This is a genomic window from Microbacterium sp. KU4F, from assembly GCF_056868075.1.
The window spans coordinates 1,943,431-1,967,972 of sequence record NZ_CP200324.1 but is presented as its reverse complement, the minus strand read 5'-3'; the positions used below and the strand labels follow the sequence as shown (position 1 = coordinate 1,967,972).

Annotated in this window: 24 protein-coding genes and 1 pseudogene; 10 read left to right on the top strand and 15 right to left on the bottom strand. The window is 70.4% G+C overall.

Annotated elements, in window-relative coordinates; translation table 11 throughout:
* The 5 genes from AC1VNH_RS10025 to aztB form a co-directional block, all read right to left on the bottom strand.
* Positions 1–1,311 (bottom strand): threonine/serine exporter family protein, encoded by a 1,311-nt coding sequence (locus AC1VNH_RS10025; protein ID WP_483111185.1) that lies wholly within the window; start codon positions 1,309–1,311, stop codon positions 1–3.
* Between the two features lie 163 nt (positions 1,312–1,474).
* On the bottom strand, positions 1,475–2,659 hold the full coding sequence (gene aztD, locus AC1VNH_RS10020; RefSeq protein WP_483111184.1) for a zinc metallochaperone AztD: 1,185 nt from the start codon (positions 2,657–2,659) through the stop codon (positions 1,475–1,477).
* Positions 2,660–2,723: 64 nt separating this feature from the next.
* On the bottom strand, positions 2,724–3,638 hold the full coding sequence (gene aztC / locus AC1VNH_RS10015; protein ID WP_483111182.1) for a zinc ABC transporter substrate-binding protein AztC: 915 nt from the start codon (positions 3,636–3,638) through the stop codon (positions 2,724–2,726).
* Positions 3,635–4,831 carry a YncE family protein gene (locus AC1VNH_RS10010; RefSeq protein ID WP_483111181.1) on the bottom strand — a complete coding sequence of 399 codons (1,197 nt, stop codon included), beginning with the start codon at positions 4,829–4,831 and terminating at the stop codon, positions 3,635–3,637. The genes aztC and AC1VNH_RS10010 overlap by 4 nt, the downstream gene beginning before the upstream one ends.
* Before the next feature lie 10 nt (positions 4,832–4,841).
* Positions 4,842–5,687: a zinc ABC transporter permease AztB gene (aztB, locus tag AC1VNH_RS10005; protein ID WP_483111180.1), complete on the bottom strand. Its 846-nt coding sequence runs from the start codon at positions 5,685–5,687 to the stop codon at positions 4,842–4,844.
* A 55-nt stretch (positions 5,688–5,742) separates the two neighbouring features.
* Here aztB and AC1VNH_RS10000 point away from each other — a divergent pair, with 55 nt between their 5' ends.
* Positions 5,743–6,390, top strand: coding sequence for a metal ABC transporter ATP-binding protein (locus tag AC1VNH_RS10000; RefSeq protein ID WP_483111179.1), 648 nt, complete (start codon positions 5,743–5,745; stop codon positions 6,388–6,390).
* Positions 6,391–6,615: 225 nt separating this feature from the next.
* On the opposite strand, the gene AC1VNH_RS09995 is transcribed toward AC1VNH_RS10000, so the two are convergent.
* The 6 genes from AC1VNH_RS09995 to purS all read right to left on the bottom strand — a co-directional run bounded on the left by AC1VNH_RS09995 (position 6,616) and on the right by purS (position 11,190).
* Positions 6,616–7,233, bottom strand: a complete 618-nt coding sequence (locus AC1VNH_RS09995) for a response regulator (RefSeq protein WP_483111178.1) — start codon at positions 7,231–7,233, stop codon at positions 6,616–6,618.
* Entirely contained in the window at positions 7,227–8,318 is a 1,092-nt protein-coding gene (locus AC1VNH_RS09990; RefSeq protein ID WP_483111176.1) for a sensor histidine kinase, read from the bottom strand. Before AC1VNH_RS09990 ends, AC1VNH_RS09995 begins: the two co-directional genes overlap by 7 nt.
* 9 nt (positions 8,319–8,327) lie before the next feature.
* Complete coding sequence (locus AC1VNH_RS09985; protein WP_483111175.1) at positions 8,328–9,089, bottom strand: ABC transporter permease; 762 nt, start codon at positions 9,087–9,089, stop codon at positions 8,328–8,330.
* Entirely contained in the window at positions 9,086–10,039 is a 954-nt protein-coding gene (locus tag AC1VNH_RS09980) for an ABC transporter ATP-binding protein (protein WP_483111173.1), read from the bottom strand. The genes AC1VNH_RS09985 and AC1VNH_RS09980 overlap by 4 nt, the downstream gene beginning before the upstream one ends.
* Before the next feature lie 198 nt (positions 10,040–10,237).
* Positions 10,238–10,945 (bottom strand): phosphoribosylformylglycinamidine synthase subunit PurQ, encoded by a 708-nt coding sequence (purQ, locus tag AC1VNH_RS09975; protein WP_483111172.1) that lies wholly within the window; start codon positions 10,943–10,945, stop codon positions 10,238–10,240.
* Positions 10,942–11,190: a phosphoribosylformylglycinamidine synthase subunit PurS gene (purS, locus tag AC1VNH_RS09970; protein WP_274286606.1), complete on the bottom strand. Its 249-nt coding sequence runs from the start codon at positions 11,188–11,190 to the stop codon at positions 10,942–10,944. The genes purQ and purS overlap by 4 nt, the downstream gene beginning before the upstream one ends.
* A 224-nt stretch (positions 11,191–11,414) precedes the next feature.
* Here purS and AC1VNH_RS09965 point away from each other — a divergent pair, with 224 nt between their 5' ends.
* The 5 genes from AC1VNH_RS09965 to AC1VNH_RS09945 all read left to right on the top strand — a co-directional run bounded on the left by AC1VNH_RS09965 (position 11,415) and on the right by AC1VNH_RS09945 (position 17,243).
* Positions 11,415–12,686 carry an ABC transporter substrate-binding protein gene (locus tag AC1VNH_RS09965; RefSeq protein ID WP_483111169.1) on the top strand — a complete coding sequence of 424 codons (1,272 nt, stop codon included), beginning with the start codon at positions 11,415–11,417 and terminating at the stop codon, positions 12,684–12,686.
* 72 nt (positions 12,687–12,758) lie between these two features.
* Positions 12,759–13,814 (top strand): carbohydrate ABC transporter permease, encoded by a 1,056-nt coding sequence (locus AC1VNH_RS09960; protein WP_344226597.1) that lies wholly within the window; start codon positions 12,759–12,761, stop codon positions 13,812–13,814.
* Entirely contained in the window at positions 13,811–14,722 is a 912-nt protein-coding gene (locus AC1VNH_RS09955) for a carbohydrate ABC transporter permease (RefSeq protein ID WP_234074245.1), read from the top strand. Before AC1VNH_RS09960 ends, AC1VNH_RS09955 begins: the two co-directional genes overlap by 4 nt.
* 28 nt (positions 14,723–14,750) lie before the next feature.
* A complete protein-coding gene (locus AC1VNH_RS09950) occupies positions 14,751–16,223 on the top strand; it encodes a glycoside hydrolase family 1 protein (protein ID WP_483111167.1) in 1,473 nt (490 codons plus the stop codon).
* Positions 16,224–16,229: 6 nt separating this feature from the next.
* Positions 16,230–17,243 (top strand): LacI family DNA-binding transcriptional regulator, encoded by a 1,014-nt coding sequence (locus tag AC1VNH_RS09945; RefSeq protein WP_483111165.1) that lies wholly within the window; start codon positions 16,230–16,232, stop codon positions 17,241–17,243.
* A gap of 70 nt (positions 17,244–17,313) precedes the next feature.
* Here AC1VNH_RS09945 and AC1VNH_RS09940 read toward each other — a convergent pair whose 3' ends face one another.
* From AC1VNH_RS09940 to AC1VNH_RS09930, 3 genes are all read right to left on the bottom strand, one after another.
* On the bottom strand, positions 17,314–18,633 hold the full coding sequence (locus tag AC1VNH_RS09940) for a uracil-xanthine permease family protein (protein WP_483111163.1): 1,320 nt from the start codon (positions 18,631–18,633) through the stop codon (positions 17,314–17,316).
* A gap of 172 nt (positions 18,634–18,805) precedes the next feature.
* Complete coding sequence (locus tag AC1VNH_RS09935; protein WP_483111161.1) at positions 18,806–19,738, bottom strand: phosphoribosylaminoimidazolesuccinocarboxamide synthase; 933 nt, start codon at positions 19,736–19,738, stop codon at positions 18,806–18,808.
* Between the two features lie 43 nt (positions 19,739–19,781).
* Entirely contained in the window at positions 19,782–19,904 is a 123-nt protein-coding gene (locus AC1VNH_RS09930; RefSeq protein WP_483111159.1) for a hypothetical protein, read from the bottom strand.
* Positions 19,905–19,963: 59 nt separating this feature from the next.
* Between AC1VNH_RS09930 and AC1VNH_RS09925 the strand changes: the two genes are divergently transcribed.
* The 3 genes from AC1VNH_RS09925 to AC1VNH_RS09915 all read left to right on the top strand — a co-directional run bounded on the left by AC1VNH_RS09925 (position 19,964) and on the right by AC1VNH_RS09915 (position 22,710).
* Positions 19,964–20,581 (top strand): PadR family transcriptional regulator, encoded by a 618-nt coding sequence (locus AC1VNH_RS09925; RefSeq protein WP_483111158.1) that lies wholly within the window; start codon positions 19,964–19,966, stop codon positions 20,579–20,581.
* Entirely contained in the window at positions 20,578–22,053 is a 1,476-nt protein-coding gene (locus tag AC1VNH_RS09920) for an MDR family MFS transporter (protein WP_483111156.1), read from the top strand. The genes AC1VNH_RS09925 and AC1VNH_RS09920 overlap by 4 nt, the downstream gene beginning before the upstream one ends.
* A 165-nt stretch (positions 22,054–22,218) precedes the next feature.
* Complete coding sequence (locus AC1VNH_RS09915) at positions 22,219–22,710, top strand: hypothetical protein (protein ID WP_483111154.1); 492 nt, start codon at positions 22,219–22,221, stop codon at positions 22,708–22,710.
* 118 nt (positions 22,711–22,828) lie between these two features.
* Here the strand turns inward: AC1VNH_RS09915 and purD are convergent, their stop codons facing one another.
* Positions 22,829–24,115 carry a phosphoribosylamine--glycine ligase gene (purD, locus tag AC1VNH_RS09910; protein WP_483111153.1) on the bottom strand — a complete coding sequence of 429 codons (1,287 nt, stop codon included), beginning with the start codon at positions 24,113–24,115 and terminating at the stop codon, positions 22,829–22,831.
* A 50-nt stretch (positions 24,116–24,165) separates the two neighbouring features.
* Between purD and AC1VNH_RS09905 the strand changes: the two are divergent.
* Positions 24,166–24,518, top strand: a pseudogene (locus AC1VNH_RS09905) (sterol carrier family protein).
* Positions 24,519–24,542 lie beyond the last annotated feature (24 nt).

The following is a 24,542-nucleotide window of genomic DNA, read 5'->3' as shown; positions in this document are numbered from 1 at the left end:
TCAGCGGGAGCGGTCGCCCCACTCCTTCTCCGACACGACTCTCGCGACCGTGAGCCCGATCGCGAGCGCCGCCACCACGAACAACGCCTGCACGCTGTTCTGCACCGCCGCGAGGGTGTCGCCGTCGATCGTCGCGACGATCGCGCGATACGCGGCCGCGCCGGGGACCATGATCACGACCGCCGGAACCGTCAGCGCCACCCGCGGCGCGTCGAGCCGGCGGTAGCAGGCGAAGGCGCCGAGGCCCACGAGCACCCCCGCCGCCATGGCCGCGACGGCGGGCATGAGTCCCGCATCCACCGCCGTCAGACGCGCGGTGTTCGCGATCGCGCCCACCGCTGCCGAGGCGATCGCGATGCGCCAAGGAGTGGCGAACAGCAGCGCGAAGCCGAGAACGCCGACGAATCCCGCCACGAGGCGCATCACGGCGAGCACGGGCTCGTCCAGCAGAGGCGTCGCGACCACGCCCGGCGACGTGGCGAACAACGCGGCCACCGCCCAGACGGCGGAGCCGGCGGTGAGCAGGATGAGGCACGCGTAGACCACACGGGCGATCCCCGCGTTCAGGTCGAGGCGGGCGAGGTCCATCGCGCCCGTGACCAGAGGGAAGCCGGGCACGAGGAAGAGCACGGCGCTCGTGAGGGCGGCGTCGTGGGCGAACGGCTGGCCCAGCACCTCGAAGAACTGGGAGGCGCCGAGGTAGATCAGCAACGCCGTCGCCGCGGCGACGAACACGGTGAGGAACTCGTTCAACCGTGCGCGGCCCAGCAGCATCCGGACCGCCTGACCGGCGGCGGCGCCGACGCCGACGGCGACCGCTGCCGCCCATCCGCCGTTGTTGAGCAGGGCGAATGCGGCGCACGCCGCGCCGGCGGCGAGGATGCGCAGCAGCATCCCGTAGCGGGCCGGGCGCGCGGCGATCGCATCCAGACGTGCGGCGAAGTCGTCGACGCTCCCGCCCGCCTCGGCCTCGACCTCGTGCGAGAGGCGTTGCAGGGCCGCGATGCGTTCTGCGTTGACGACGGGGCGCGCGACCTCTGCCACGCGGGTGCGCACGAGCTGGCCGCGGCTGACAGTGAGGACGATGTCGAGCATGCCGACGCGGGCGTTCATGGTCTCGATGCCCCAGGCGCGGCCGACGCGCTCCATCGTGGTGCGCACGCGCGCGGAGGAGGCGCCCGCGCCCAGCATCAGGATTCCCAGCCGCAGCACCGCATCGGTGAGCGCGACGAACCGCACGGGTTCGAGACGCGTCTCATCGAGGGGGGTGGCGTCGCCGTCGTCCGCCGGGATCATACGGGCGCCGGCCATGCTGCCATCCTCCCATCCCGACGCGGCCGGATGCGGGACCAAGGCCCCACCGCCCCCGCCTGCGCCTCTCGCCCTCCCCGCCGCGCCTCTTCTCGTCTGTTCGCCTGTCACAGATCGACGCGTTCCGCGCGATCTGTGACAGGCGAACGTGGGTTACGGCGACCTAGGAGACGGCGACCTCGTTCGGGGTCACGGCGAGCGTCGTGCTCGCGAGCACCTCGCCGCTCGTCAGGTCGACCGCGTGCACCTTCCTGGCTGCGGGCTCGGTCACGTAGGCGATGTCGGCCGACACCACGATCGCGGGATGCGGGTCCTGCCACTCGAGCGGGCCCTCCCACGGTGCGATGACCGAGAACTCGTCGACCAGCTCGCCGCTCGTCGGATCGATCACGTGGATGGATCCGTCGGTGGCGAGGATGTAGCCGAGGTCCTTCGGCCCCCGGGCGAGGTCACGGAACGTGTACTCGACGCCCTCCGGGAGCGGCACGACCTTCATGCTCGCCTTCTCGGTGTCGATCAATGCGACGTTCGAGAGGAGGTAGCCCTCCGCATCCGGGTCGCTCTTGTAGTCGCCGACGACGAGGGGGCTCGTGTCGGTGACGAAGATGTTGCCGGTGCGTCCGTATGCGTCGGGCGCCGCGACCTTCTCGATCTCGCCGTCGCGGTAGATGAGGGCGCCGTTCTCGCACCCGAAGACGACGACCTCATCGGCGGCCGTGCCCTCGCCGTGCACGCCGGGGCAATCCGCGTTCGAGGTGATCTCGGTGCCGTCCTCGTCACGCACCGTGATGCCGGTGCGACCGTTCGCCGATCCCACGGTCGTCACGAATGTGCCGTCCTCGAGCACGATCGACACGCCGTGGTGCGCCTCGGTGCCGGGGATCGTCGTCGAGGCGGGGAGGGCGTCGCCGAGCGAGGCGAACGCATCCGTGTCGACGATCGTCGTGTCGCTCGTGCCGTCGGCGTAGAGCACCGTCTTGCCGGCGTGCCGCACGACGTGCCCGGGAGCGTCAGCGGGGAACACGAGGTCGGTGAGCACGGGCTCGGACCCGGATGCGGCGCCGGTGTCGAGGACCTGGAAGCCCTCGCTCATCGTGACCAGCACGTGCGAGCCGTCGCCGGCCCGGTTGAGCCGGGTGAACTCCTCGGAGGCGAGGTCTCCGACCGTCTCCAGCGTCGTGCCGTCGAGCACGAGGATGCCGCCTTCGTAACTGATCGCGATGCGCTCGCCGGCGGTTGCGTCGGCGGAGATCGAGGATGCGGGGGCGGGCGCGGTGCCGGCGCAGGCGGTCAGCGTCGCCGCGGCGACGAGTCCGAGCGCGAGCAGCGCGGGACGTCTCAGGTGCATGTGGTGCCTCTTTTCTGTGGTTCGCGGGCGGGACCCGCCGGCCGGTGCGGCCGTGTGATGGGGCTCAGGAGAGCCCGGCCACGATGCGCTCCGTATTGACGCGCATCATGGTCAGGTAGTCGGGTGCGGCGCCGTCGGCGGCGGTGAGTGACTCGGTAAACAGCTCCTCGACCCGCACCTCGATGCCGGCCTCCGCGGCTAGTGCGCGCATGAGCCGGTCGGGCGAGGAGGACTCAGCGAAGATCGTGCGCACGCCGGCTTGCCGGATGGCGGAGACGAGCTCTGCGAGGTCGGCGGCGCTCGGAGCGGCGAGCGTCGTGCCGCCGGGGATCGCGGCACCCACGAGACGCACGTCGAAGCGGTCCGCCAGGTAGCCGAAGACGTGGTGATTGGTCACGAGCGCACGCCTCTCGGCGGGGATGGCGGCCAGGGCCGCGCTCATCTCGGCGTCCAGAGCCGCAAGCTCGGCGCGATATGCGGCGGTGTCGGCGCGGAGAGTCGCCGCATCCACCCCGTCGGTGCCTGCGAGGGTCGCCTCCAGCGCGTCGACGACCTGCAGCATCCGCGCGGGATCAGTCCAGAAATGCGGGTCGTCGGCGCCATCCGCCTCCTCGCTCGCGTACGGCAGGACGTCGATGACGTCACCCGCGACGAACTGGCTGACGCCCTCGTCCGCCGCCGCCTCGAGATGCTGCGCGAGACCCTCCTCGAGCCCGAGACCGTTCGAGACCACCAGGTCGGCCGAGCGCAGTCGCGCCGCCTCCTGGGCCGAGATCTCGAAGGAGTGCGGGTCCGAGTCGGGCTTCATGAGGGTCACGACCTCGGCCTGATCGCCGACCAGCTCGGTCACGACGTCGCCCAGGATGTTGGTGGACACCACGACGAGGGGTCGATCCTCGATCGGCGGGGCGCAGGCCGACAGCGCGCCCGCGACCAGGAGGGCGGCTGCGAGCGCGGCGATGCGCCGCCTGGCGGTCATCGGCCTGTCTCCGCGACGAAGGCCGGCTCGTCGGCCGTGGCGAACGTGCGGGCGATGCGCCCGGCATCCGCGAAGTCGATCTCGAACAGCACGCGCTCGGTGATCCCGTTGAGGTATGCGCGCCGGTCGTCAGCGATGAGGGTGGGTGTCCGTCCCGCCGCGAGCGACGCGGCGACGAGCGGCTCCGTCAGGGCGAGTTCGGCACCCGTCGCGCCGTCGATCACGCTCACCCGTCCGTCGACCGTGAGCCCGAGCACGTGCTCGGATGCGTCGTCGACGGCCGTGACGGCGATCAGCGGTCGCGGCGCTGCGACCACGGTCGCGGTGCGTTCGCGCGTGTCGAGGAGCACGATCGGCCCGTCAGCACTGAGACCCGCGGCGGTCGGGCGACCCTCCCTGTTGGCCCAGGAGCGGGGCGCGGAAATCCCCTCGGGAAGCGCGATGCGTTCGACCGCGGCCCCCGCGTCGACGGCGACGGCCAGCAGCACACCGTCCCGGCAGCCGAGGACCGCGCCCACACGGGTGGTGAGAGTGCCGGCAGGATCGGCACAGGGGGCGCGGTCGCCGTGGACGGCGCCGTCGCCGTCGCGCACCTCGACGGCGCCGTCGCCGGTCGTGACGAGGGCGTGCTCACCCACGGGCACGATGTAACCCTCGTGCTCGGGCATCCGCACCCGGAACCGCTCGACGACCTCGCCCTTGGAGAGGGCCTCGGTGTCCAGCAGCACGGCGTCCCCGTCGGCGAAGAAGATCCCGGTGCCGCCGGTCGTCGATGAATTGGTCGTCGCGATACGAGCCGAGCCGTGGCCGGGGACCTTCTCCAGCACGCGTGGTTCGGCGCGGTAGTAGTGGAAGTGATCCACGTGATCCCAGGTCCACATCCCGCTGTCGACGATCTCGACCCCGTCGCCCGTGTCGGCGAAGAGGTAGCGACCGTCGGTGGCGGTCGCAAGGGGCGCCTCGATGCGGCCGAGGCTCGACGTCTCCTCGGAGAGCAGGTCGAGCATCGTCAACCGGCCGTCGGGCGTCGCGGTCAGCAGGTGCACGGGCGGCTCGCTCACCTCGGCGGCGCCGGCAATCCGGCCGTGACCGGTTGCTGCAGTGGGTGCAGGTTCTGACTGCGGAGCGCTCGCGCACGCGGCGAGCAGGAGAGCGGATGCGGTGACGACGGTGAGAGCGAGGGGATGGCGCACGCGGAGCTTTCTAGAGCGGAGCCGGCACCGCGGCGGCGGAGTGGCGGGAGATGAACAGGGAGCGAAGCAGCGCGGACAGTGCGGCCGCGGCGATGGCGGATGTGGCGATCGATGCTCCGGCGGCGGTGCCCAGGTGCCATGAGAGCGAGAGCCCGGCGGCGACGGCGGCGATCCCGACGACGGCGGCGAGGGTCATCGTGGCGGCGATCCCGCGCACCCACGGTCGGGCGGCCACGGCGGGGGCGAGCAGCATCCCGACCACCAGGAGCGAGCCGACGGCCTGGTAGGAGGCGACGACGGCGAGCGTCACGAGACCGGTGAGCGTCGCCTCGGCCCAGGCAGGACGCACGCCCAGCACCCGAGCGACGCGCGCGTCCACGGCCACCGCGACCAACGCCCGGTGCGCGACGACCGCGAGGGCCAGCCCGACCGCCGTGGCCGCGGCCAGCATCGCGAGATCCTCGGTCGAGATCGCCAGCACGTCACCGAAGAGGATCGCGGTCGCATCCGTCGCGAAGCTGCCGGAGTGCGAGATGACGATGACGCCGACGGCGAGCATCGCGACGAACAGGAGCCCGATGCTCGTGTCGTACGCGAGACGCCCGCGCCGCCGCAGCGCCCCGATCCCGACCGTCATGGCCACGGCGCTCGCGGCGCCGCCGAGGAGGACGGGTGCGCCGAGCACGGTGGCGAGGGCGACGCCGGGCAGCATCCCGTGCGCCAGCGCCTCGCCGAGGAAGGCCATGCCCCGGATGACGACCCAGGTGCCGACGACCGCGCACAGCACGGCCACGAGCGAACCGCCGACGAGAGCGCGCAGCAAGAACGCGTGCTCGAGGGGGAGGAGGAAGGTCACGACACTCGACCGTAGCGATAATGAGAACCGTTCTCAACTCGGATAGGCTGGTCGGATGTTCCTCTCCCCTTCGCCGACCGCTCCCGCATCGACCCCGTTGTGCGTGACCGGCTTGCGCGTCGAGGCGGGGGGTCGGACGTTGCTGCATTCGCTCGATCTGCGCCTCGATCCGGGCGTGGTGACCGTGGTCACGGGACCGAACGGCGCGGGCAAGACCACGCTTCTCGAGGCGCTCGCCGGGGTGAGGTCCGGCCGGTCTGGCGTCGTCGATGGGGCCGGGCGGATCGCCTTCGTCCCGCAGCAATCGGCGATCGCCGAACAGCTGCCGCTCACGGTGGCCCAGCTCGTGCGGATTGGGGCCTGGCGGCGCCTGCTCCCGCTGCCCTCACGCGCGGAGCGGATGGATGCTGCCGACGCGATGGCGGCGCTGGAGATCACCGACCTCGCCTCGCGACCTGTGGCGATGCTCTCCGGCGGCCAGCGCCAGCGTGCGCTGCTCGCCCAGGCGCTCGCCCGCCGCGCCGACGTGCTGCTGCTCGACGAACCGACGACGGGCCTGGATGCGGCCAGCAGCACCCGCATCCTCGCCGCCGTCGAACGGGAGCGATGCCGCGGCGCCGTGGTCGTGTGCGTGAGCCACGACCCGATGCTCATCGCCGCGGCCGGGCGCGTGCTCCGCCTCGAGGGCGGTCGCCTCGTGTGACTGACCCGGCCACGGTGCCCGCGCCCCTGTTGAAGGGACTCCTCTTGCGGCGCGGAGCGCCCGGACGCGACATCACGCGTCCCTTGAAGGAGGGGCGGCCCTGTTGGAGGGACTCGTCTTACGGCGCGGAGCGCCCGGGGCGACGTTTCGGGTCCCTTGAACAGAGCCCCTGTCGCGGAGGGTGACGATCGCCCCCCCCGAACACCGCGCGCCAGCCTGCTTGCGCTAGATCCAGCCCTTCTCGCGGGCGACCTGCGCCGCCTGCGAGCGATTCTCGGTGCCCGTCTTGCCGATCGCCGACGAGAGGTGATTTCGCACGGTGCCTGCCGACAGGAACATCTCCGCGGCGATCTGCGCCACCGCCCGCCCGTCGGCCGACAGGCGCAGCGCCTGCTGCTCGCGCTCGGTCAGCGGGCTCTGACCCTCGAAGAGCGAGGCCTCGGCGAGCTCGGGATCGACCACGCGGAGCCCCGCGTGCACGCGCCGGACCGCATCCGCCAGGCGATCCGCCGGCGCATCCTTCACGATGAAGCCGCTGGCTCCCGCATCCAGAGCCTGGCGGAGGTAGCCCGGCCGGGCGAACGTCGTGACGACGAGCACGCGGGTCGCGGGACTCGCGTCGCGCACCTGACGCGTCGCGGTGATCCCGTCCACTCCGGGCATCTGGATGTCCATGAGGCAGACGTCGGGTGTCGTGTCACGGGCGAGGGATGCGGCCTGCGCACCATCGGCGGCCTCGGCGACCACGACGAGGTCGCCCTCCAGCTCGAGCAGGGCCCCCATCGCGCCGCGGACGAGCGCCTGATCGTCGACGAGCATCAGCCGGATCGGTGCGTTCACCATGTCATGCTCACTCTCGTTCCGCCGCTGGGAGCCGGAGCGACCTCGAGCACGGCGCCGGCTGCCGCCGCCCGCTCCTGCATGCCTCGGATGCCGTTGCCCGGGCGCTGGTGCACTCCCTGCCCGTCGTCGTCGACCGTCACGACGCCCGGCGCCACCGAGATGCGCACCGTGCGGGCGTGCGCATGGCGCAGGATGTTGGTCGTCGCCTCCCGCACGATCCACCCCGCAGGCAGCGACTGGGCGGGAGAGAGGGATGCGGCGTCGCCGCTGACCTCGACGGCCATCCCCGCCGACTCGAGCGCCGCACGGCTCGCCACCAGTTGCTCCGCGAACGCCTGGCCGCGGATGCCGGTCACGGTGCTGCGCACACCGGTGATGGCCTCTCCGGTGAGTCGCACGATGTCGGCGAGCTCCGCCTTCGCCCGATCGGGGTCGCGCTCGACGAGCCGCTCGGCCAGTTCGGCCTTGAGCTTCACCGCCGTCAGCGTGTGCCCGAGCAGGTCGTGCACGTCGCGGGCGATCGCGGTTCGTTCGTCGCTGGCGGCGAGCTCCAGCCGGATCCGATCCGTGTCGACGGAGCGTCCGATGAGCCAGCTCGTCACGGTGTTGATGACGGAGATCATGACGACCACCGACAGGATCTGGATGTTGTCCTCGATCGAGCCCGTGACGACGATCACGATGACGACGAGCCCGATGCCCGCGGTCATCGTCACCCAGTGCCACATGCGCCGCAGGCCATAGCTCGCGTACGACATCACGAACGGCACGAAGCTCAGGGCGCCGTCGGCGATCGCGGGCACGGTGGCTGCGGCGCACGCGATCTGCACCCAGAAGAGCGTCTTCACGAGCCGGCTCGGCGTGCCCCAAGCCGACCGCATTCCCGCGACGAACCCGACGACGTAGGCCACGGCGAACCCCGCCAGCGCGGCCCACCCCAGCACGAGCAGGCCCAGCGGCGCCGGTGACGACAGCAGCGAGACGACCGGGAAGACCAGGAAGACCATCCACACGATGGCCATGACCCAGCCCCAGCGCTGCCACGGATCCTGTGGCATGCGCTGGGGCGCGGAGGGGGTCGTCACCGCTCGAGCCTAACGACGGCGCCGCGAGCGCACGACGCCGAAGCGCACCAGCAGGGCGAACAGGGCGCCCCAGACGACCACGTTGGCAATCACGGCCCAGAGCTCGTCCGACCCTCCGGCCACGAGCGCACCGCCCGTCGCCGGCCAGCGCACGAGGGCGGCGTAGCCGTACATCGGCGTCCACTTGGCGATGTCGAGCATCACGCCGCTCAGGGGCACGAAGACGTTGCCGAAGAAGCCGAAGAAGGTGATCGAGATCGAGGCGAGAGCGGCGGCCGAGTCCGAGTTGAACGCGAGCCCGACGCCCAGACCGAACAGGCCGTAGACCAGGCCGAGCACGAGAGTGATGGCCGCCGAGGGGAACCAACGCCACACGTCGTCGGCCGCGGCGCCCGTGACGTATCCGGCGATGTAGACGATGAGCACCGACAGTGCGGCGAACGACATCGCGGAGAGCACCTTCGTCAGGGCGTATCCGGCGGTCGAGAGAGGCGTGAGCGCGAGCTGGCGTCCCCACCCCTGTCCGACCTCGGATGCGGCGAGCGAGCACAGCGAGCTCATCGCCGTCGCGGTGCCGTAGGCGCCCATCGAGACCATGACGTAGAACGAGGCGTTCGCGTGACCGACGCTCTGCGAGGCGTAGTCCATACTGGCCCCGAAGAGCAGGTACATCGCGAACGGCATGGCCAGCGTGAAGGCCAGCGTGTACGGGTTCCGCAACTGACGCAGGCCCTCGATGCGGTACATCGCGGGCGAGACGAGCGTGCTCATGAGGGCTCCTCGGTGAGTCGGGTGAAGGCGGATTCCAGGGTCGGCGCGGTGATCTCCAGGTCGCTGGCGCCCGCGGCGAGCAGGCGCGCGGCGAGAGCGTCGGATGCGGCGGTGCGCACCGTGAGTCGCGATGCGTCCACCGACACCTCGGCGGCGGACTCGTCGCCCACCAGTTCGGCGGCGAAGGCGGTGGCGAGCGTCTCGTCGGCGAGCGTCGCCGAGACGAGGCGGCCTCCGAGGGAGGCGCGCAGGTGCGCGGTGGCGGCATCGGCGACGATGCGGCCGCGGCTCATCACGACGGTGCGCCGGGCGAACTGCTCGGCCTCTTCGAGGTAGTGCGTGGCGAAGATGATCGTGCGTCCCGCATCCGCGTCGGCGCGCATCGCCTGCCAGAACCGGCGACGGGCCGTGACGTCCATGCCCGCGGTGGGCTCGTCGAGCACCAGCACATCGGGGTCGGGCAGGAGCGCGAGCGCGAACTTCACGCGCTGCTTCTCGCCGCCGGAGCACTTGCCCACCCGGCGGCGGGCGATCTCGGTGAGATCGGCGCGCTCCATCACCTCGGCGACGCGGGAGCCCGCGCCGTACAGGTCCGCGATGACCGTGACCGTCTCTCGCACGGTGAGATCCGACAGCAGGCCGCCGGTCTGCAGCACGGCGGCGAGCCGGCCGGCCGCCACCGCGCGGTGTGGGTGCGCGCCGAAGACGAGCGCGCTGCCCTCATCGGGCTCCGCGAGTCCCAACAGCACGTCGATGGTCGTGGTCTTGCCTGCTCCGTTCGGGCCGAGCAGCGCCACGATCTCGCCACGCTCGATGCACAGGTCGATGCCGTCGACGGCGGTGAAGCGCTGGCCGGCGCGGCCGAAGCGGCGCACGATGGCTTTCAGCTCGACGGCCGCCGCATCCGGGGCGAGGGGGGTGTCGGGTATCTGCACGCGCGGTTCGCTCATGCCTTCAGCCAACCGCGCGGCGACCTTCCGCGCCGGAGGCTTCTGTCACGACTCGGGCATGACACGTGTCATGCCCGATGAGGCGCGACCGGTGCTCGCCCCGTCCGGCGGCGCCCCCACGTTCGCCTGTCACAGATCGACGCGCGGGGCTCGATCTGTGACAGGCGAACGGGGAAAGGGAGGCTGTGCGCTCCCGGGTCAGGCGGCGGCGGAGACCACGGCCTGGATGGCCGAGCTGAAGAAGCCGAGGCCGTCGACGCCGGAGCGCATCGCGGCGGAGGTGTCGGGTCCGAAGCCCGGCTCGACCGCGTGCTCGGGATGCGGCATGAGCCCCACGACGTTGCCGCGTTCGTTGGTGAGCCCGGCGATGTCGTCGAGCGAGCCGTTGGGGTTGACCCCGACGTAGCGGAACGCCACGAGGCCCTCGCCCTCGACGCGCGCGAGCGTCTCGGCGTCGGCGATGTAGCCGCCGTCGGCGTTCTTCAACGGGATGACGATCTCCTGGCCCGCCGTGAAGTCGCTGGTCCAGGCGGTGTCGGCGTTCTCGACGCGCAGCCGCTGGTCGCGGCGCACGAACTGCTGGTGCGCGTTGCGGATCAGTCCGCCCGGCAGCAGGTGCGCCTCGACGAGCATCTGGAAGCCGTTGCAGATGCCGAGGATCGGCATGCCGGCGGCGGCCGCATCCTTCACCTCGGACATGATCGGCGCCAGGGCCGCGATCGCACCCGCCCGGAGGTAGTCGCCGTAGCTGAAGCCGCCGGGCAGGACCAGGGCATCGACGCCCTGCAGGTCGTGGTCGCCGTGCCAGAGCGCGACGGGCTCCGCCCCGGCGACGCGGATGGCGCGCTGCGCGTCGCGGTCGTCGAGCGAACCGGGGAAGGTGATGACCCCGATGCGTACGCTCATTCGACGACCTCGATGCCGACGACGTCCTCGATGACGGCGTTGGAGAGCACGTCGTCGGCGATCTCGCGCACCTTCTCGAGCAGTGCCTCGTCGACGGTACCCTCGACGGTCAGCTCGAATCGCTTCCCGATCCGGACGGAGCCGAAGTCCTCGACGCCGAGGCGGTGCAGGGCGTTCTGGACCGCCTTGCCCTGCGGGTCGAGCAGTTCGGCCTTGGGCATGACATCGACGACGATCGTGGGCATAACGGCTCCGAGGGTGCGCGGGAGATGGTCTGCTCCCAGTCTAGAGGCGGGCAGGACGCCCGCGGTGCCGGTGCGTTATCTAACTGTTACTCGAACGGTGAGAGCGCTCTCTTGACCTCTCGGGAGCGCTCCCATACTGTGAATCGCGTCCGATGAGAGCGCTCCCAGTCCTGGGGACATCGAGAGCTTTCTGGCACCGAACCGCATCCACAAAGGAGTGTCCCGTGAAATCACGCGCCCTGCGACCGCTCGGCCTCGCCGCCGGCATCGCAACCGCAGCCATCGTCCTCGCCGGTTGTTCGACCGGCGGCGGCGAGCAGTCCGACCCGAACGCCCCGGTCACGCTGACCATCGCCACCTTCAACGACTTCGGCTACACCGATGCACTCCTGCAGGAGTACATGGACGAGAACCCGAACGTGAAGATCGTCCACAACAAGGCCGCGACCTCCAACGACGCTCGCGCCAACTACTTCCAGAAGCTCGGCAAGACGGGCCTCGCCGACATCGAGGCGATCGAGGTCGACTGGCTGCCCGAGGTCATGCAGTACTCCGACATGCTCGCCCCGGTCCCCACCGACCTGACCGACCGCTGGCTGGACTGGAAGGTCAAGGCCGCGACCGACGCCGACGGCAACCTCATCGGCTACGGCACCGACATCGGTCCCGAAGCCATCTGCTACCGCTCCGACCTGTTCCAGGCCGCAGGTCTCCCGACCGACCGCACCGAGGTCGGCAAGCTCTTCGACGGCGACTGGGCCAATTACTTCAAGGTCGGCGACCAGTACGTGGCAGCGACCGGCAAGGCGTTCTTCGACTCGGCCGGCGGCACCTACCAGGGCATGATCAACCAGGTCGAGGCGGCCTACGAGAACCCCTCGGACGGCAAGATCACCGCCACGACCAACCCCGAGGTCAAGGACATCTACGACCAGGTCACCGCGGCCAGCGCGACGCAGTCGGCGCACTTCAGCCAGTGGTCGGACGACTGGTTCGCCGGTCTCAGCAACGGCGACTTCGCCACGATGCTCTGCCCCGGCTGGATGCTCGGTGTCATCTCCGGCAACGCGAAGGACGTCACCGGATGGGACGTCGCGCCGATGTTCCCCAACGGCGGCGGCAACTGGGGCGGCTCGTACCTGACGATCCCTGCCAACGGCAAGAACGTCGCGGCCGCCCAGAAGCTGGCCGACTGGCTGACCGACGCCAAGACCCAGGTCAAGGCCTTCGAGAACGCCGGCACCTTCCCGAGCCAGAACGACGCGCTCACCGACGCCACGCTGCTGGACTCGACCAACGAGTACTTCAACAACGCGCCGGTCGGCCAGATCTTCTCCGAGCGGGCCACGGCCGTGACGGTCTCCCCCTTCAAGGGCGAGTTCTACTTCCAGGTCAACGACGCGATGCAGAAGGCGCTCACGCGCGTCGAGGACGGCACGCAGGACGCGAAGGCTTCGTGGGACCAGTGGGTCTCTGAGGTCGAGGCCATCAAGTAATCCCGCAGTGAGACGGGCCCGCAGGGCCGACCCTGCGGGCCCGTCTCACGCTCAACGAAACGAAGGAACGACGTGAGCGCCTCGTCCACGACGGCCAGATCCCCCAAGCGCATCGGCTTCGGTGGCAAGAGCCTCAGCTCCTGGGACCTCAAGCTGTCCCCCTATCTGTACATCTCCCCCTTCTTCATCCTGTTCCTGATCGTCGGGCTCTTCCCGATCGCCTACACGGCGTACATCTCTTTCCAGGACTGGGATCTCGTGCGCGGCACGGGCACCTTCGTCGGCTTCGACCAGTACGCGACGGTCATCAACGACCCGAAGTTCTGGACGGCGCTGCGCAACTCGTTCTCGATCTTCCTGCTCTCCACGGTCCCGCAGCTGATCCTCGCGGTGTTCATCGCGGTGCTGCTGGACCAGAACATCCGCGCCAAGACGTTCTGGCGCATGGGCGTGCTGCTGCCCTACGTCATGGCGCCCGTCGCCGTGGCGCTCATCTTCTCCAACATGTTCGGCGACCAGTACGGTCTCGTGAACTCGATCCTGACCGACCTCGGCATCCCCGCCATCAAGTGGCATTCGGATGCGTTCGCCAGCCACATCGCCATCGCGACGATGGTCAACTTCCGCTGGACCGGGTACAACACCCTCATCCTGCTCGCGGCCATGCAGGCCATCCCGCGCGACTTCTACGAAGCGGCGACGGTCGACGGCGCCGGCAAGATCCGGCAGTTCTTCTCCATCACGCTGCCGAGCCTGAAGCCCACCCTGATCTTCGTCATCATCACCTCGACGATCGGCGGCCTGCAGATCTTCGACGAGCCGCGCATGTACGACCAGACCGGAACCGGCGGCGCCGACAACCAGTGGCTCACCATCACCCTGTGGCTCTACGACCTCGGATGGGGCCAGTGGAACTTCGGCCGCGCCGCGGCCCTGGCGTGGATCCTCTTCCTCATCATTCTCGCCATCGGCGCGATCAACCTCTTCGTCACCCGCGGGCTCGTGCGTGACGAGGGCAAGAAGTCCGATATGAGCCGAGCCCAGATGCGCGCCGCCCGACGCGCCGCCAAGGAGGCGGTCGAAGCCTCCCGCACCACCGCGTCCCAGAAGACGGAGGTCCTCCGATGACCACTTTGCAGACCCCGCCCGTCGCGGCGGAGGAAGCGCTGTTGGAACCCGGCCGCAAGCCGGTGCGCCGGCGGCGCCCGGTGCGAGGCTCGCGTCCGGGCTGGTTCGTGTACGCCGCCCTCGGCGTCGTGCTGCTCAGCGCCGCGTTCCCCTTCTACTGGTCGCTGCTCATCGGCTCCGGCGACTCCTACACGATCCGCGACCCCAACATGTCGTGGATCCCCGGCGGCAACTTCATCGCGAACGCCGCCAAGGTCATCAACGACCCGGCCGTGAACTTCTGGCCCGCGCTGTGGAACTCGATCTTCAGCTCGGCTCTCATCGCCGCATCCGTCGTGTTCTTCTCGACGCTCGCCGGATGGGCCTTCGCCAAGCTGAAGTTCCGCGGCTCGAGCTGGCTGCTGGTGTTCGTGATCGCCACGATGGCCGTACCGACCCAGCTCGGCGTCGTGCCGCTGTACCTCCTGTTCAGCGAGATCGGATGGACGGGCCAGATCGGCGCCATCATCATCCCGGCCCTGGTGAGCGCCTTCGGCGTGTTCTGGATGACGCAGTACATCCGCCAGGCCGTGCCGGACGAGCTGATCGAGGCGGCCCGCGTCGACGGGGCGAGTTCGTTCCGCACCTTCCTCACGGTGGGGGTGCCCGCCGCGCGTCCCGCGGCCGCGATGCTGGCGCTGTTCACGTTCGTGACAGCCTGGAACAACTTCTTCTGGCCGTTCATCGTGCTCGACCGGCAGAACCCGACGCTCCCCGTCGCGCTGTCGCTGCTGCAGTCCAACTACTTCGTCGACTACTCCATCGTCCTCGCGGGCGTGCTGCTGTCGACGATCCCGCTTCTGATCCTCTTCGTCTTCGCCGGCAAGCAGCTGGTGAGCGGAATCATGCAAGGCGCCGTCAAGGGCTGAGGCCCGGCGCGAGAAAGGTACATCGACAATGAGCGACGCTCTGCGCGCGTTCCCGCGGAACTTCCTGTTCGGAGCGGCCACCGCAGCCTTCCAGATCGAGGGCGCTGCCTTCGAGGACGGACGGACCGCATCCATCTGGGACGCGTTCTGCCGTGAGCCCGGTGCCGTCATCAACGGCGATAACGGTGATGTCGCGTGCGACCACTATCACCGCTACGGCGATGACGTCGCGCTCATGAAGGGGCTGGGGCTGGACACGTACCGGTTCTCGGTCTCGTGGTCGCGGGTTCGCCCGGACGCCGGTCCTCTCAACCAGAAGGGCCTCGACTTCTACAAGCGTCTGGTCGACGAGCTGCGCGACGCCGACATCCTGCCGTGGCTCACGCTCTACCACTGGGACATGCCGCAGGCGCTGCAGGAACGCGGCGGCTGGGCGGTGCGGGAGTCGAGCGACCTGTTCACGGAGTACGCGCTGGACGTGTACGACGCGCTGGGCGACCGGGTCGACATCTGGACCACGCTGAACGAGCCGTGGTGCTCGTCGTTCCTGAGCTACACCGCCGGCATCCACGCTCCTGGTCACTACTCCATCGCCGAGGGGATGCTGGCCTCGCACCACCTCCTGCTCGGTCATGGCCAGGTGGTGCAGGAGCTCCGCGGACGCGACGCGGGCAAGAACCTCGGGATCACGCTGAACCTCACCGTTCCCGACCCCGTGGACCCGCAGAACGAGGGCGACCGGGATGCGGCGCGTCGCATCGACGGTCAGTTCAACCGCTGGTTCCTCGACCCGATCTTCCGGGGCTCCTACCCGGAGGACGTGGTCGACGACATCCGCGTCGTCGATGCCGCGGCGGTCGAGACGTGGCAGGCAGCCATCCGTCCCGGCGACCTTGAGCTCATCTCGCAGCCCATCGACAGTCTCGGCGTGAATTACTACCACGGTGAGTTCGTGGGCGCCCAGCCCGACCCGAACCCGCCGCTGCCCGGCGAGGCTCCCACCGATCGTCCCGGCCGCTCGCCGTTCCCGGCGGCGGAGGGGATCTACTGGCACGACCGAGGCCTGCCGCGCACCTCGATGAACTGGGAGGTGCAGCCCGAGGGCCTGACCAGGCTCCTGCGTCGCGTCTCGGACGAGTACGCAGCCCCCGCGGGCACCGTGCTCTACGTCACCGAGAACGGTGCGGCCTACGACGACGAGCTCGTCGTCGAGGACGGGATCGCCCGGGTGAAGGACGCCGAGCGCACCCAGTTCCTGCGTGCGCACCTGTCGGCCGTGCTGGATGCGGCTGACGCGGGCGTCGACGTGCGCGGCTACTTCTACTGGTCGCTGCTCGACAACTTCGAGTGGGCATGGGGCTACGAGAAGCGCTTCGGCATCGTCCACGTCGACTACGACACCCAGGTGCGTACGTTGAAGAACAGCGCTCTGGAGTATCGTCGGGTCATCGCCGCCCGTGCGATCGATAACGCGCCCGAGGGCGCCGTCCTGCAGAGGTAGAGAACCGTGACCAGCGACCCTCGTCGTGCCACCGCCACCATCGAGGACGTCGCGGCGATGGCCGGGGTCTCCCGGTCCACGGTCTCCCGAGTCGTCAACGGCGCCACCGCAGTGAGTCCCGCTGCGGTGGCCGCCGTCGAACTCGCCATCAGCGAACTGAACTACGTGCCCAACCGGGCCGCGCGCTCGCTCGCGAGCCGGGCGACGATGGCGATCGCGCTGATCGTGCCCGAAGACACCAACCGGTTCTTCGGCGACCCGTTCTTCGCGTCGATCGTGTCGGGGATCAACGCCCGGCTCAGCAGGTCCGACTACGTGCTGAATCTCATCATCGCGAGCAACGACCCGCGGGACAAGACGGCGGCGTATCTGCGCAGCGGCGCCGTCGACGGCGCGATCGTCGTCTCGCACCACACGACCGACACGTTCGTCGACCGGATCGCGGCGGCCGTCCCCGTCGTCTACGGCGGCCGGCCCGCCCACGGCCGCGACGGTGCGTACTTCGTCGACATCGACAACGTCGACGGAGGGCGCACGGCGACACGGCATCTCGTCGAGGCGGGCCGCACCCGCATCGGCACGATCTCGGGGCCCATCGACATGCCCGCGGGCATCGACCGTCTCACCGGGTACCGCGAGGTGCTCCAGGATGCCGGGCTGCAGGTCGGTCCGATCGAGGACGGGGGCTTCAGCTCGGCGGGGGGCTACGCGGCGATGCAGCGCATCCTCGCCTCCGGTGCCGAGATCGACGCCCTGTTCATCGCGAGTGACCTCATGGCGCGCGGCGCGCTGGCGGCGCTCGAGCGCACCGGCCTGAGTGTGCCCGACGACATCGCGATCGTCGGGTTCGACGACTCGCCGGTCGCCACCGCGGTGACCCCCGCGCTCACGACCGTCCGCCAGCCCTCGCAGCTGCAGGGTGAGCAGATGGTCGACGTGCTGCTGGCGCTGCTCGCGGGCCAGAACCCCCCGCACGCCACGATCCTGTCGTCCGAGCTCATCCGGCGCGAGTCGGCCTGAGCCGCCGCATCCGGGTCGACCGGATGCGGGGCGCCGCGGGCGGGATGATCCCGCCCGCGGCGCCCACGCCTCACTCGGGGTCGCCGCCCAGCGGGCCGACCGCAGGGATGGGGCCGCCATCGTCGGCGCCCGTCTTGCGCCAGCGCGCGATGGCGTTGCCGAGGTGATAGATCACCAGGGCCGCGGCGGTGGCGACCACGATCGCGCCCAGCTGGAAGTCGCCCCACGACATCGAGAACCCGGCGATCGCCATGACGAGGGCCACGGCGGCGGTGTACTGGTTCACCGGGCGGGAGAAGTCCACGCGGTTGTCCACCCAGATCTTGATGCCGATGATGCCGATCAGACCGTAGAGCGCGGTCGTCACGCCGCCCAGCACGCCCGCCGGCACGGAGTTGATGACGGCGCCGATCTTGGGGGAGAGGCTCAGCAGGATCGCCACCACGCCGGCGACCCAGTACGCGGCCGTCGAGTACACGCGGGTCGCGGCCATCACGCCGATGTTCTCGCCGTAGGTCGTGGTGCCCGAGCCGCCGAAGAACCCGGCGACGGTGGTCGCGGCGCCGTCGGCGATGAGGGCGCGGCCGGTGGAGCGGTTGACGGACGCATCCGTCATCGTGGCGACGCCGCGCACGTGACCGACGTTCTCGGCCACCAGCACGAGCACGACCGGCAGGAACATCGCGATCGCGCTCCACGTACCGCCGCTCGCGAAGTCGGCGATGTGGAAGGTGGGCAGGCCGACCCAGGCCGCATCCGCCACGCTGCTGAAGTCGAGCTCGCCGGCGATGGCCGCGGCGATGTAGCCGACGACGACGCCGAGGAAGATCGAGATCCGGCCGAGGAAGCCGCGGAAGAGCACGCTGAACAGGATGACGGCGGCCAGGGTGATCGAGGCGATCACGGGTGCCTGTTGGAAGTTGTTCCAGGCGGCGGGGGCGAGGTTGAAGCCGATCAGCGCGACGATGGCGCCGGCGACGACCGGAGGCATGAGCTTGTCGACCCAGCCGAGGCCGGCGAGCTGGACGACGACACCGATGATCGCGAGCAGCACGCCCACGGCGACGATGCCCGCGAGAGCGGATCCCATGCCGGCGGATGCGGTCGCCGCCGTCACGGGCGCGATGAAGGCGAACGAGGACCCCAGGTAGCTCGGGAGCTTGTTCTTCGTGACCACGAGGAACAGCAGCGTGCCGATGCCGGAGAACAGCAGGGTCGTGGCGACGGGGAAGCCGGTCAGGACCGGCACGAGGAACGTGGCGCCGAACATGGCGATCACGTGCTGGGCGCCGATCGCAATGGTCGCGGGCCAGTTCAGGCGTTCGTCGGGGGCGACGACGTCGCCCGGGGCGACGGTGCGGCCGTTTCCGTGGATCTTCCACAGGGGCATGGGTGGTCCTTTCGGGGGCGGTTCATCCCGCGAGACTGCATCTCCCGCACGAGATCACGGGTACTACCCGTGATCTCGTGGCGAAAGTGCAGTCTCGTGGCAAGTCTGGCGTGCCGACGGGGGCGGCGGTAGTGTCCGCAGGCCCGCAGGGCGACGCGGATGCGGTGGTGGGTCAGACGGTGGTCAGTCGGCGCAGCAGCTCGGCATAGCGCGCGGAGGTCTGCGCAGCGATCTCGTCGGGCAACCGCGGCGGCTCACCCTCGCGGGGAACCCAGGCTGCGGCGAGCCAGTTGCGCACGATCTGCTTGTCGAAGCTCGCCATCCGCTCGGCGGGGGTCGTGCCGGTGCGCCACGCATCCGCATCCCAGTAGCGCGACGAGTCGGGGGTGAGGACCTCGTCCGCGAGGGTGAGCACGCCGTGCTCATCGACTCCGAACTCGAACTTGGTGTCCGCGAGGATCAGCCCGCGCTCCTCCGCGGTGGCGGCGGCGCGCGCGTAGATCTCCAGCGAGAGCTCGCGCAGGCGCTCGGCCATCTCGCTCCCCACGATCTCGGCGGTGCGCTCGAACGAGATGTTCTCGTCGTGCTCGCCCATCGGCGCCTTGTACGCCGGCGTGAAGATCGGCTCCGGCAGGCGGTCGCCGTCGGTGAGGCCCGGGGTGATCGGGATGCCGCAGACCGTCCCGGTGCTCTGGTACTCGAGCCAGCCGGATCCGGTGAGATAGCCGCGCACGACGCACTCGATGGGCTGCATGTCGAGCGCGCGCACGAGCATGGCCCGACCGGCGACCGCATCTGGGATGAGCTCATGCGCGCTGTCATCGGAGCCGAGAACGTGGTCCGCGACGAGGTGGTTCGGGATGCGGCGGCCGCCGTCTCCGCCGGCGAGGCGGTCGAACCACCAGAGGCTCAGGGTCGTCAGCAGCACGCCCTTGTCGGGGATGCCGGGCTCGAGCACGTGGTCGAAGGAGCTTACGCGGTCGCTCGCGACGACGAGCATGCGCTCGCCGGAAGCGCCTTCGGGGGTGTCATCGGGAACGTAGAGGTCCCGGACCTTCCCGGAGTACACGTGCCGCCAGCCGTCGAGGAGCGCAGGGTCGTTCACCCGCCCATTATCCCGTGCGGGCGGCGCACGCCCGTCGCGTTCGTCAGGGCGTGATCTCGTCGAGGAAGGCGTACGCGTCGCGCACGATCTCGGGCACCGGCTCGACGATCGGATCGAAGATCTCGTGGCCGCGTCGGCGGGCGGCCTCGCGCTGCGGATCCGGCATGCCGCAAGGGTACGCCGCGGGTGTATACTCCATGTGGACTAATCGACATGGAGTATCGAATGACGGCTCGGATCACCCCGTTGGGGATCATGGTGCTCGCGCTGCTGCGCGAAGACCCCATGCACCCCTACGAGATGCTGCGGCTCATGAGACTGCGCCACGACGACCGCATCCTGAACGTCACCGGCGGCACGGTCTACCACACGGTCGCCCGGCTCGAGAGGGCGGGTCTCATCGCCGAGGCGGGCACCGAGCGTGAGGGAAATCGTCCCGAGCGCACGTCGTACGCGCTGACGGATGCCGGGCTCTCGTCGTTGGATGAGTGGATCCGCGCCGAACTCGTGCGCATCGACCGTCCGGTCGAGTTCCGCGTCGCGCTCGCCGAGGCCCACAACCTCGACCGCGACGACGTCGCGGCGCTGCTCGCGGTGCGCCGCGCCGCGCTGACGGAGCAGATCGCCGACCTCGTCGCGGGGCTGAACAAGGCCCGCCCGGGAGGAGTCTCCGAGCAGTACCTCATCGAGGTCGATCGCTCCCGTGCGCTCGCCGAGGCCGACCTGGCCTGGCTCGACGCTTTCCTCGGGCGCCTCGGCGACCCGAGCTTCGCCTGGGGGCCGGATGCGCACGACCGCACCAGCGACCGGTACCTCACCCAGAGAAAGGCTGCTCGCGAATGAGCGCTCCCACCACTGCCAACACCAACACACCCACCCGCAGCCCGTGGCCGGCCCTCTGGGCCCTCGTCATCGGGTTCTTCATGATCCTGGTCGACACCACGATCGTCTCGGTCGCCAACCCCGCGATCAAGGCCGCGCTGGATCCGAACACCAACAACCTCGACAACGTCGTGTGGGTGACCAGCGCCTACCTGCTCGCCTACGCCGTGCCGCTACTGATCACGGGCCGTCTCGGCGACCGGTTCGGGCCCAAGAACATCTACCTCATCGGCCTCGCGCTGTTCACGCTCGCATCGCTCGGATGCGGGCTCTCGTCCAGTCTCGGCATGCTCGTCGCCATGCGCGCCGTGCAGGGAATCGGCGCCGCGCTCGTCACGCCGCAGACGATGGCCGTGATCACGCGTACCTTCCCGCCCTCGCAGCGCGGCGCCGCCATGGGCCTGTGGGGCGCGACCGCCGGTGTGGCGATGCTCGTCGGCCCCCTCGCCGGCGGACTGCTCGTGGACGGCCTCGGCTGGGAGTGGATCTTCTTCATCAACGTGCCCGTCGGCATCATCGGACTGGTCCTCGCGTGGATCCTGGTGCCGCAGCTCGAGACGCACCGTCACCGCTTCGACATGGTCGGCGTCTTCCTCTCCGCCCTCGCGCTGTTCCTCATCGTCTTCGGCTTGCAGGAGGGCGAGCACTTCGACTGGGCGCCGTGGGTGTGGCTCATGATCGCCGTCGGTGTCGTCGTGCTCGCGATCTTCATCTGGACGCAGGGGCGCACCCGCAGCGAACCGCTCGTGCCGTTGGACCTGTTCCGCGACCGCAACTTCTCGGCGGCGAACGCGGGCATCGCGGCGGTGGGTTTCGCGGTGACGGCCATGTCGGTCCCGTTCATGTTCGCGCTGCAGCTGGCTCGGGGGCTGACGCCGACCGAGGCCGCGTTGCTGATGATCCCCATGGCCGTGCTCTCGGGCGTGCTCGCACCCCTGGCCGGCCGTCTCCTCGACCGGGTCGACCCCCGGGTCATCCTCGTGCCGGGGCTCGTCCTGGTCGGCGGCTCGCTCGTCTTCAACTCGGTCCTCATCGGCGACCCCACGACGCCGATCTGGCTCTTCCTGCTTCCCTCCGCTCTGCAGGGAATCGGCAACGCCGGGATGTGGGGGCCGCTGGCGACGACCGCCACGCGCGGACTCCCGCCGCGCCAGGCGGGTGCGGGCGCCGGCATCTACAACACGACGCGCGTCGTCGGCTCGGTCATCGGCTCGGCGGCGATCGCGGCGGTCATGCAGGCCCGCCTCGAGGCCAACCTCCCGGGTGCGGGGGATGCCGCCTCCGGCTTCGGCACCGGTACCCTCCCGGAGCCGGTGATCGCCGGGTTCTCCACCGCCATGGCGCAGGCCACGCTGCTGCCCGCCGGGATCATCGTCGTGGGCCTCGTCGCGGTGCTGTTCATGCGGCGTCCGAAGGAGCTCGTGCGCCGCTGAGCGCAGGTCCGGACTCCTGCAGAAAGAGGCCATCGCGGACTTCCGGACCGCGGCGCGCCGGTTCTGCAGGAGTTCGGGCCGGATGAGGGCGCCCACCGTAGACGGCGCGGGCTCATGGATCAACGGGGTGGGCTGCTGCGGCGGGCGCTTCCTACCGTGGAAGGCATGAGCAGCCGCATCCGTCCCCTCCTTCTCGGTGGTGTGGTCCTCGCCGCTCTCGGTCTCGCCGGGTGCTCGGCGGGGCCCGACGACAGCGCACCGACCGTCTCCGTCACGCCGTCCGCGCCCTCCGGTGAGCAGACCACCCCGCCCCCGGCGCCGCTCGAGCCCGACGCCGACGACCCCGCCCAGGTGGCGCTCACGAGATTCGACCCGGACGGCGACGCCGCCTCAAACGCCTCGATCACGGGCCCGGCGGTCGTCTCGCCCGGCCAGATCCTCCGCATCGACGCGTGGTGCACGGGCGGCGACATCAGCTACGAGGTGATGACCTCCGCCGTCGATCAGGAGCGCCGTGCGATCGCCTCCGGCTCGTTCGCCTGCGACGACACCCTCCAGATGCAGGATCATCAGCGGGTCGACGTGGAAGGCCCCGTGCAGGTTCTCGTCACCACCGGCGGCACCAGTGCCGGCTGGGTGCAGGCGCGCGTGCAGTGACCCGCGCCGCGGGCGCGCGAACTCCGGCAGATCTCGCCTGGATGGTGCTCACGCGCGTGCGTGGCGCGATCGTGCAGGAGTTCGTGCGGCGCCGGGGCGGATACGCGGGCGCGGTGCGTCAGTCGGCGACGCGTGCCGCGATGTCGGTGCGGAACTGTCCGCCCGCCAGCTCGACCTGTGCGAGCGCGCGGTAGGCGCGCTCGCGGGCGGTGGCGAAGTCGTCGGCCACGGCCACCACGTTCAGGACGCGCCCACCCGTCGCGACGAGTTCGCCGTCCTGGTCCCGGGTGGCGGCGTGGGCGATGTGCACTCCGTCAACGGATGCGGCCGCATCCAGCCCCTCGATGGGGCGGCCCGTGACGGGCGTCACCGGGTACCCCTCGCTCGCGAGCACCACCGTCACCGCTGCCGCATCCGAGAACTCCGGACGCGGTTCGTCTTCGAGCGTGCCGGACGCCGCCGACAGGAGCAGTCGCGAGAGCGGCGTGATCAGGCGCGGCAGCACGACCTGCGTCTCGGGGTCGCCGAACCGGGCGTTGAACTCGATGACCTTGACGCCGGAGTCGGTGAGGATGAGTCCGGCGTACAGGAGGCCGATGAAGGGCGTGCCCTCGCGGTCGAGCTCCCGGATGACGGGAAGCGCGACCGTCTCGGTGACGAGATCGACGAACGAGCGCTCGTCGCCGAAGCTCGCGGCGAGCCAGGGCAGCGGCGAGTAGGCGCCCATGCCGCCCGTGTTCGGACCGCTGTCGCCGTCGCCCAGGCGCTTGAAGTCCTGCGCCGGGCTGAGCGGGCGCACGGTGTCGCCGTCGCTGAGGAAGAAGAGGGAGACCTCGGGGCCGGACAGGAACTCCTCGATGAGCACGGCACCGGTCGGGAGGAACTCCGCGGCGTGCGCGAGCGCCGCGTCGCGGTCCTCGGTGACGATCACGCCCTTGCCGGCGGCGAGCCCGTCCGCTTTGACGACGTGCGGGGCGCCGAGCTCGTCGAGCGCCGACCGCACCTCATCGATCGTCCGAGCGCGGACCGCGCGGCCGGTGGGAACACCCGCGGCATCCATGATCCGCTTCGCGAAGGTCTTCGAGCCCTCGAGCTGTGCCGCGGCCCGTCCGGGTCCGAACACGGGGATGCCGTGCTCGCGGAGGGCATCGGCGACGCCGGCGACGAGTGGGGCCTCCGGGCCGATGACCACGAGATCGATCGCGTGGGCGTTGGCGTACTCGGTGACGGCGGCGGGGTCCTCGGGGTTCAGCACTCCTCCGTCGGGGACGCGCGCGATCGTGGCGTCGCGGGCGATTCCGGCATTGCCCGGCGCCGCGAGGATCTCGTGGTGCGCCTGTTCGGAGGCGAGCGCGAGGATGATGGCGTGCTCGCGCGCGCCGGAGCCGAGAACGAGGATCTTCACGCGCCCACCCTACCGAGAGCGGCTCGCGGGTGCCGGGGTAGCGTGGCGTCATGCCGCGCATCACCACCGACGCCGGCCGCGCCGCGCTCGCCGCGGTGGCGGCGGCCGAACAGCCCGCTCGCGCCGACCTCGCGGCGGCCGTGCGGTACCTCCTGCAACTGCTCGCGGAGAAGGCGCCCGGCCACACGGTCGAGGTGCGCGTTCCCCCTTCGGCGCGGTCCAGATCATCGAGGGGCCGCGTCATACGCGAGGCACGCCGCCGAACGTCGTGGAGACAGACGCGCGGACGTGGATCGCCCTCGCGACGGGGACTCAATCGTGGGCGGATGCGGCGACCGCCGGCCGCATCCGTGCGTCGGGCACCCGGTCGGACGTCTCTGACCTGCTGCCGTTGCGGCCGTAACGTCTTCCGGGCGGTCCGCGACCA

Coding starts and splice junctions, on each gene's coding strand:
- AC1VNH_RS10025 (WP_483111185.1), bottom strand. CDS start 1,311: ATGGCCGGCGCCCGTATGATCCCGGCGGACGACGGCGACGCCACCCCC.
- aztD (WP_483111184.1), bottom strand. CDS start 2,659: ATGCACCTGAGACGTCCCGCGCTGCTCGCGCTCGGACTCGTCGCCGCG.
- aztC (WP_483111182.1), bottom strand. CDS start 3,638: ATGACCGCCAGGCGGCGCATCGCCGCGCTCGCAGCCGCCCTCCTGGTC.
- AC1VNH_RS10000 (WP_483111179.1), top strand. CDS start 5,743: ATGTTCCTCTCCCCTTCGCCGACCGCTCCCGCATCGACCCCGTTGTGC.
- AC1VNH_RS09995 (WP_483111178.1), bottom strand. CDS start 7,233: ATGGTGAACGCACCGATCCGGCTGATGCTCGTCGACGATCAGGCGCTC.
- AC1VNH_RS09985 (WP_483111175.1), bottom strand. CDS start 9,089: ATGAGCACGCTCGTCTCGCCCGCGATGTACCGCATCGAGGGCCTGCGT.
- AC1VNH_RS09980 (WP_483111173.1), bottom strand. CDS start 10,039: ATGAGCGAACCGCGCGTGCAGATACCCGACACCCCCCTCGCCCCGGAT.
- purQ (WP_483111172.1), bottom strand. CDS start 10,945: ATGAGCGTACGCATCGGGGTCATCACCTTCCCCGGTTCGCTCGACGAC.
- purS (WP_274286606.1), bottom strand. CDS start 11,190: ATGCCCACGATCGTCGTCGATGTCATGCCCAAGGCCGAACTGCTCGAC.
- AC1VNH_RS09955 (WP_234074245.1), top strand. CDS start 13,811: ATGACCACTTTGCAGACCCCGCCCGTCGCGGCGGAGGAAGCGCTGTTG.
- AC1VNH_RS09950 (WP_483111167.1), top strand. CDS start 14,751: ATGAGCGACGCTCTGCGCGCGTTCCCGCGGAACTTCCTGTTCGGAGCG.
- AC1VNH_RS09940 (WP_483111163.1), bottom strand. CDS start 18,633: ATGCCCCTGTGGAAGATCCACGGAAACGGCCGCACCGTCGCCCCGGGC.
- AC1VNH_RS09930 (WP_483111159.1), bottom strand. CDS start 19,904: ATGCCGGATCCGCAGCGCGAGGCCGCCCGCCGACGCGGCCACGAGATC.
- AC1VNH_RS09925 (WP_483111158.1), top strand. CDS start 19,964: ATGACGGCTCGGATCACCCCGTTGGGGATCATGGTGCTCGCGCTGCTG.
- AC1VNH_RS09920 (WP_483111156.1), top strand. CDS start 20,578: ATGAGCGCTCCCACCACTGCCAACACCAACACACCCACCCGCAGCCCG.
- AC1VNH_RS09915 (WP_483111154.1), top strand. CDS start 22,219: ATGAGCAGCCGCATCCGTCCCCTCCTTCTCGGTGGTGTGGTCCTCGCC.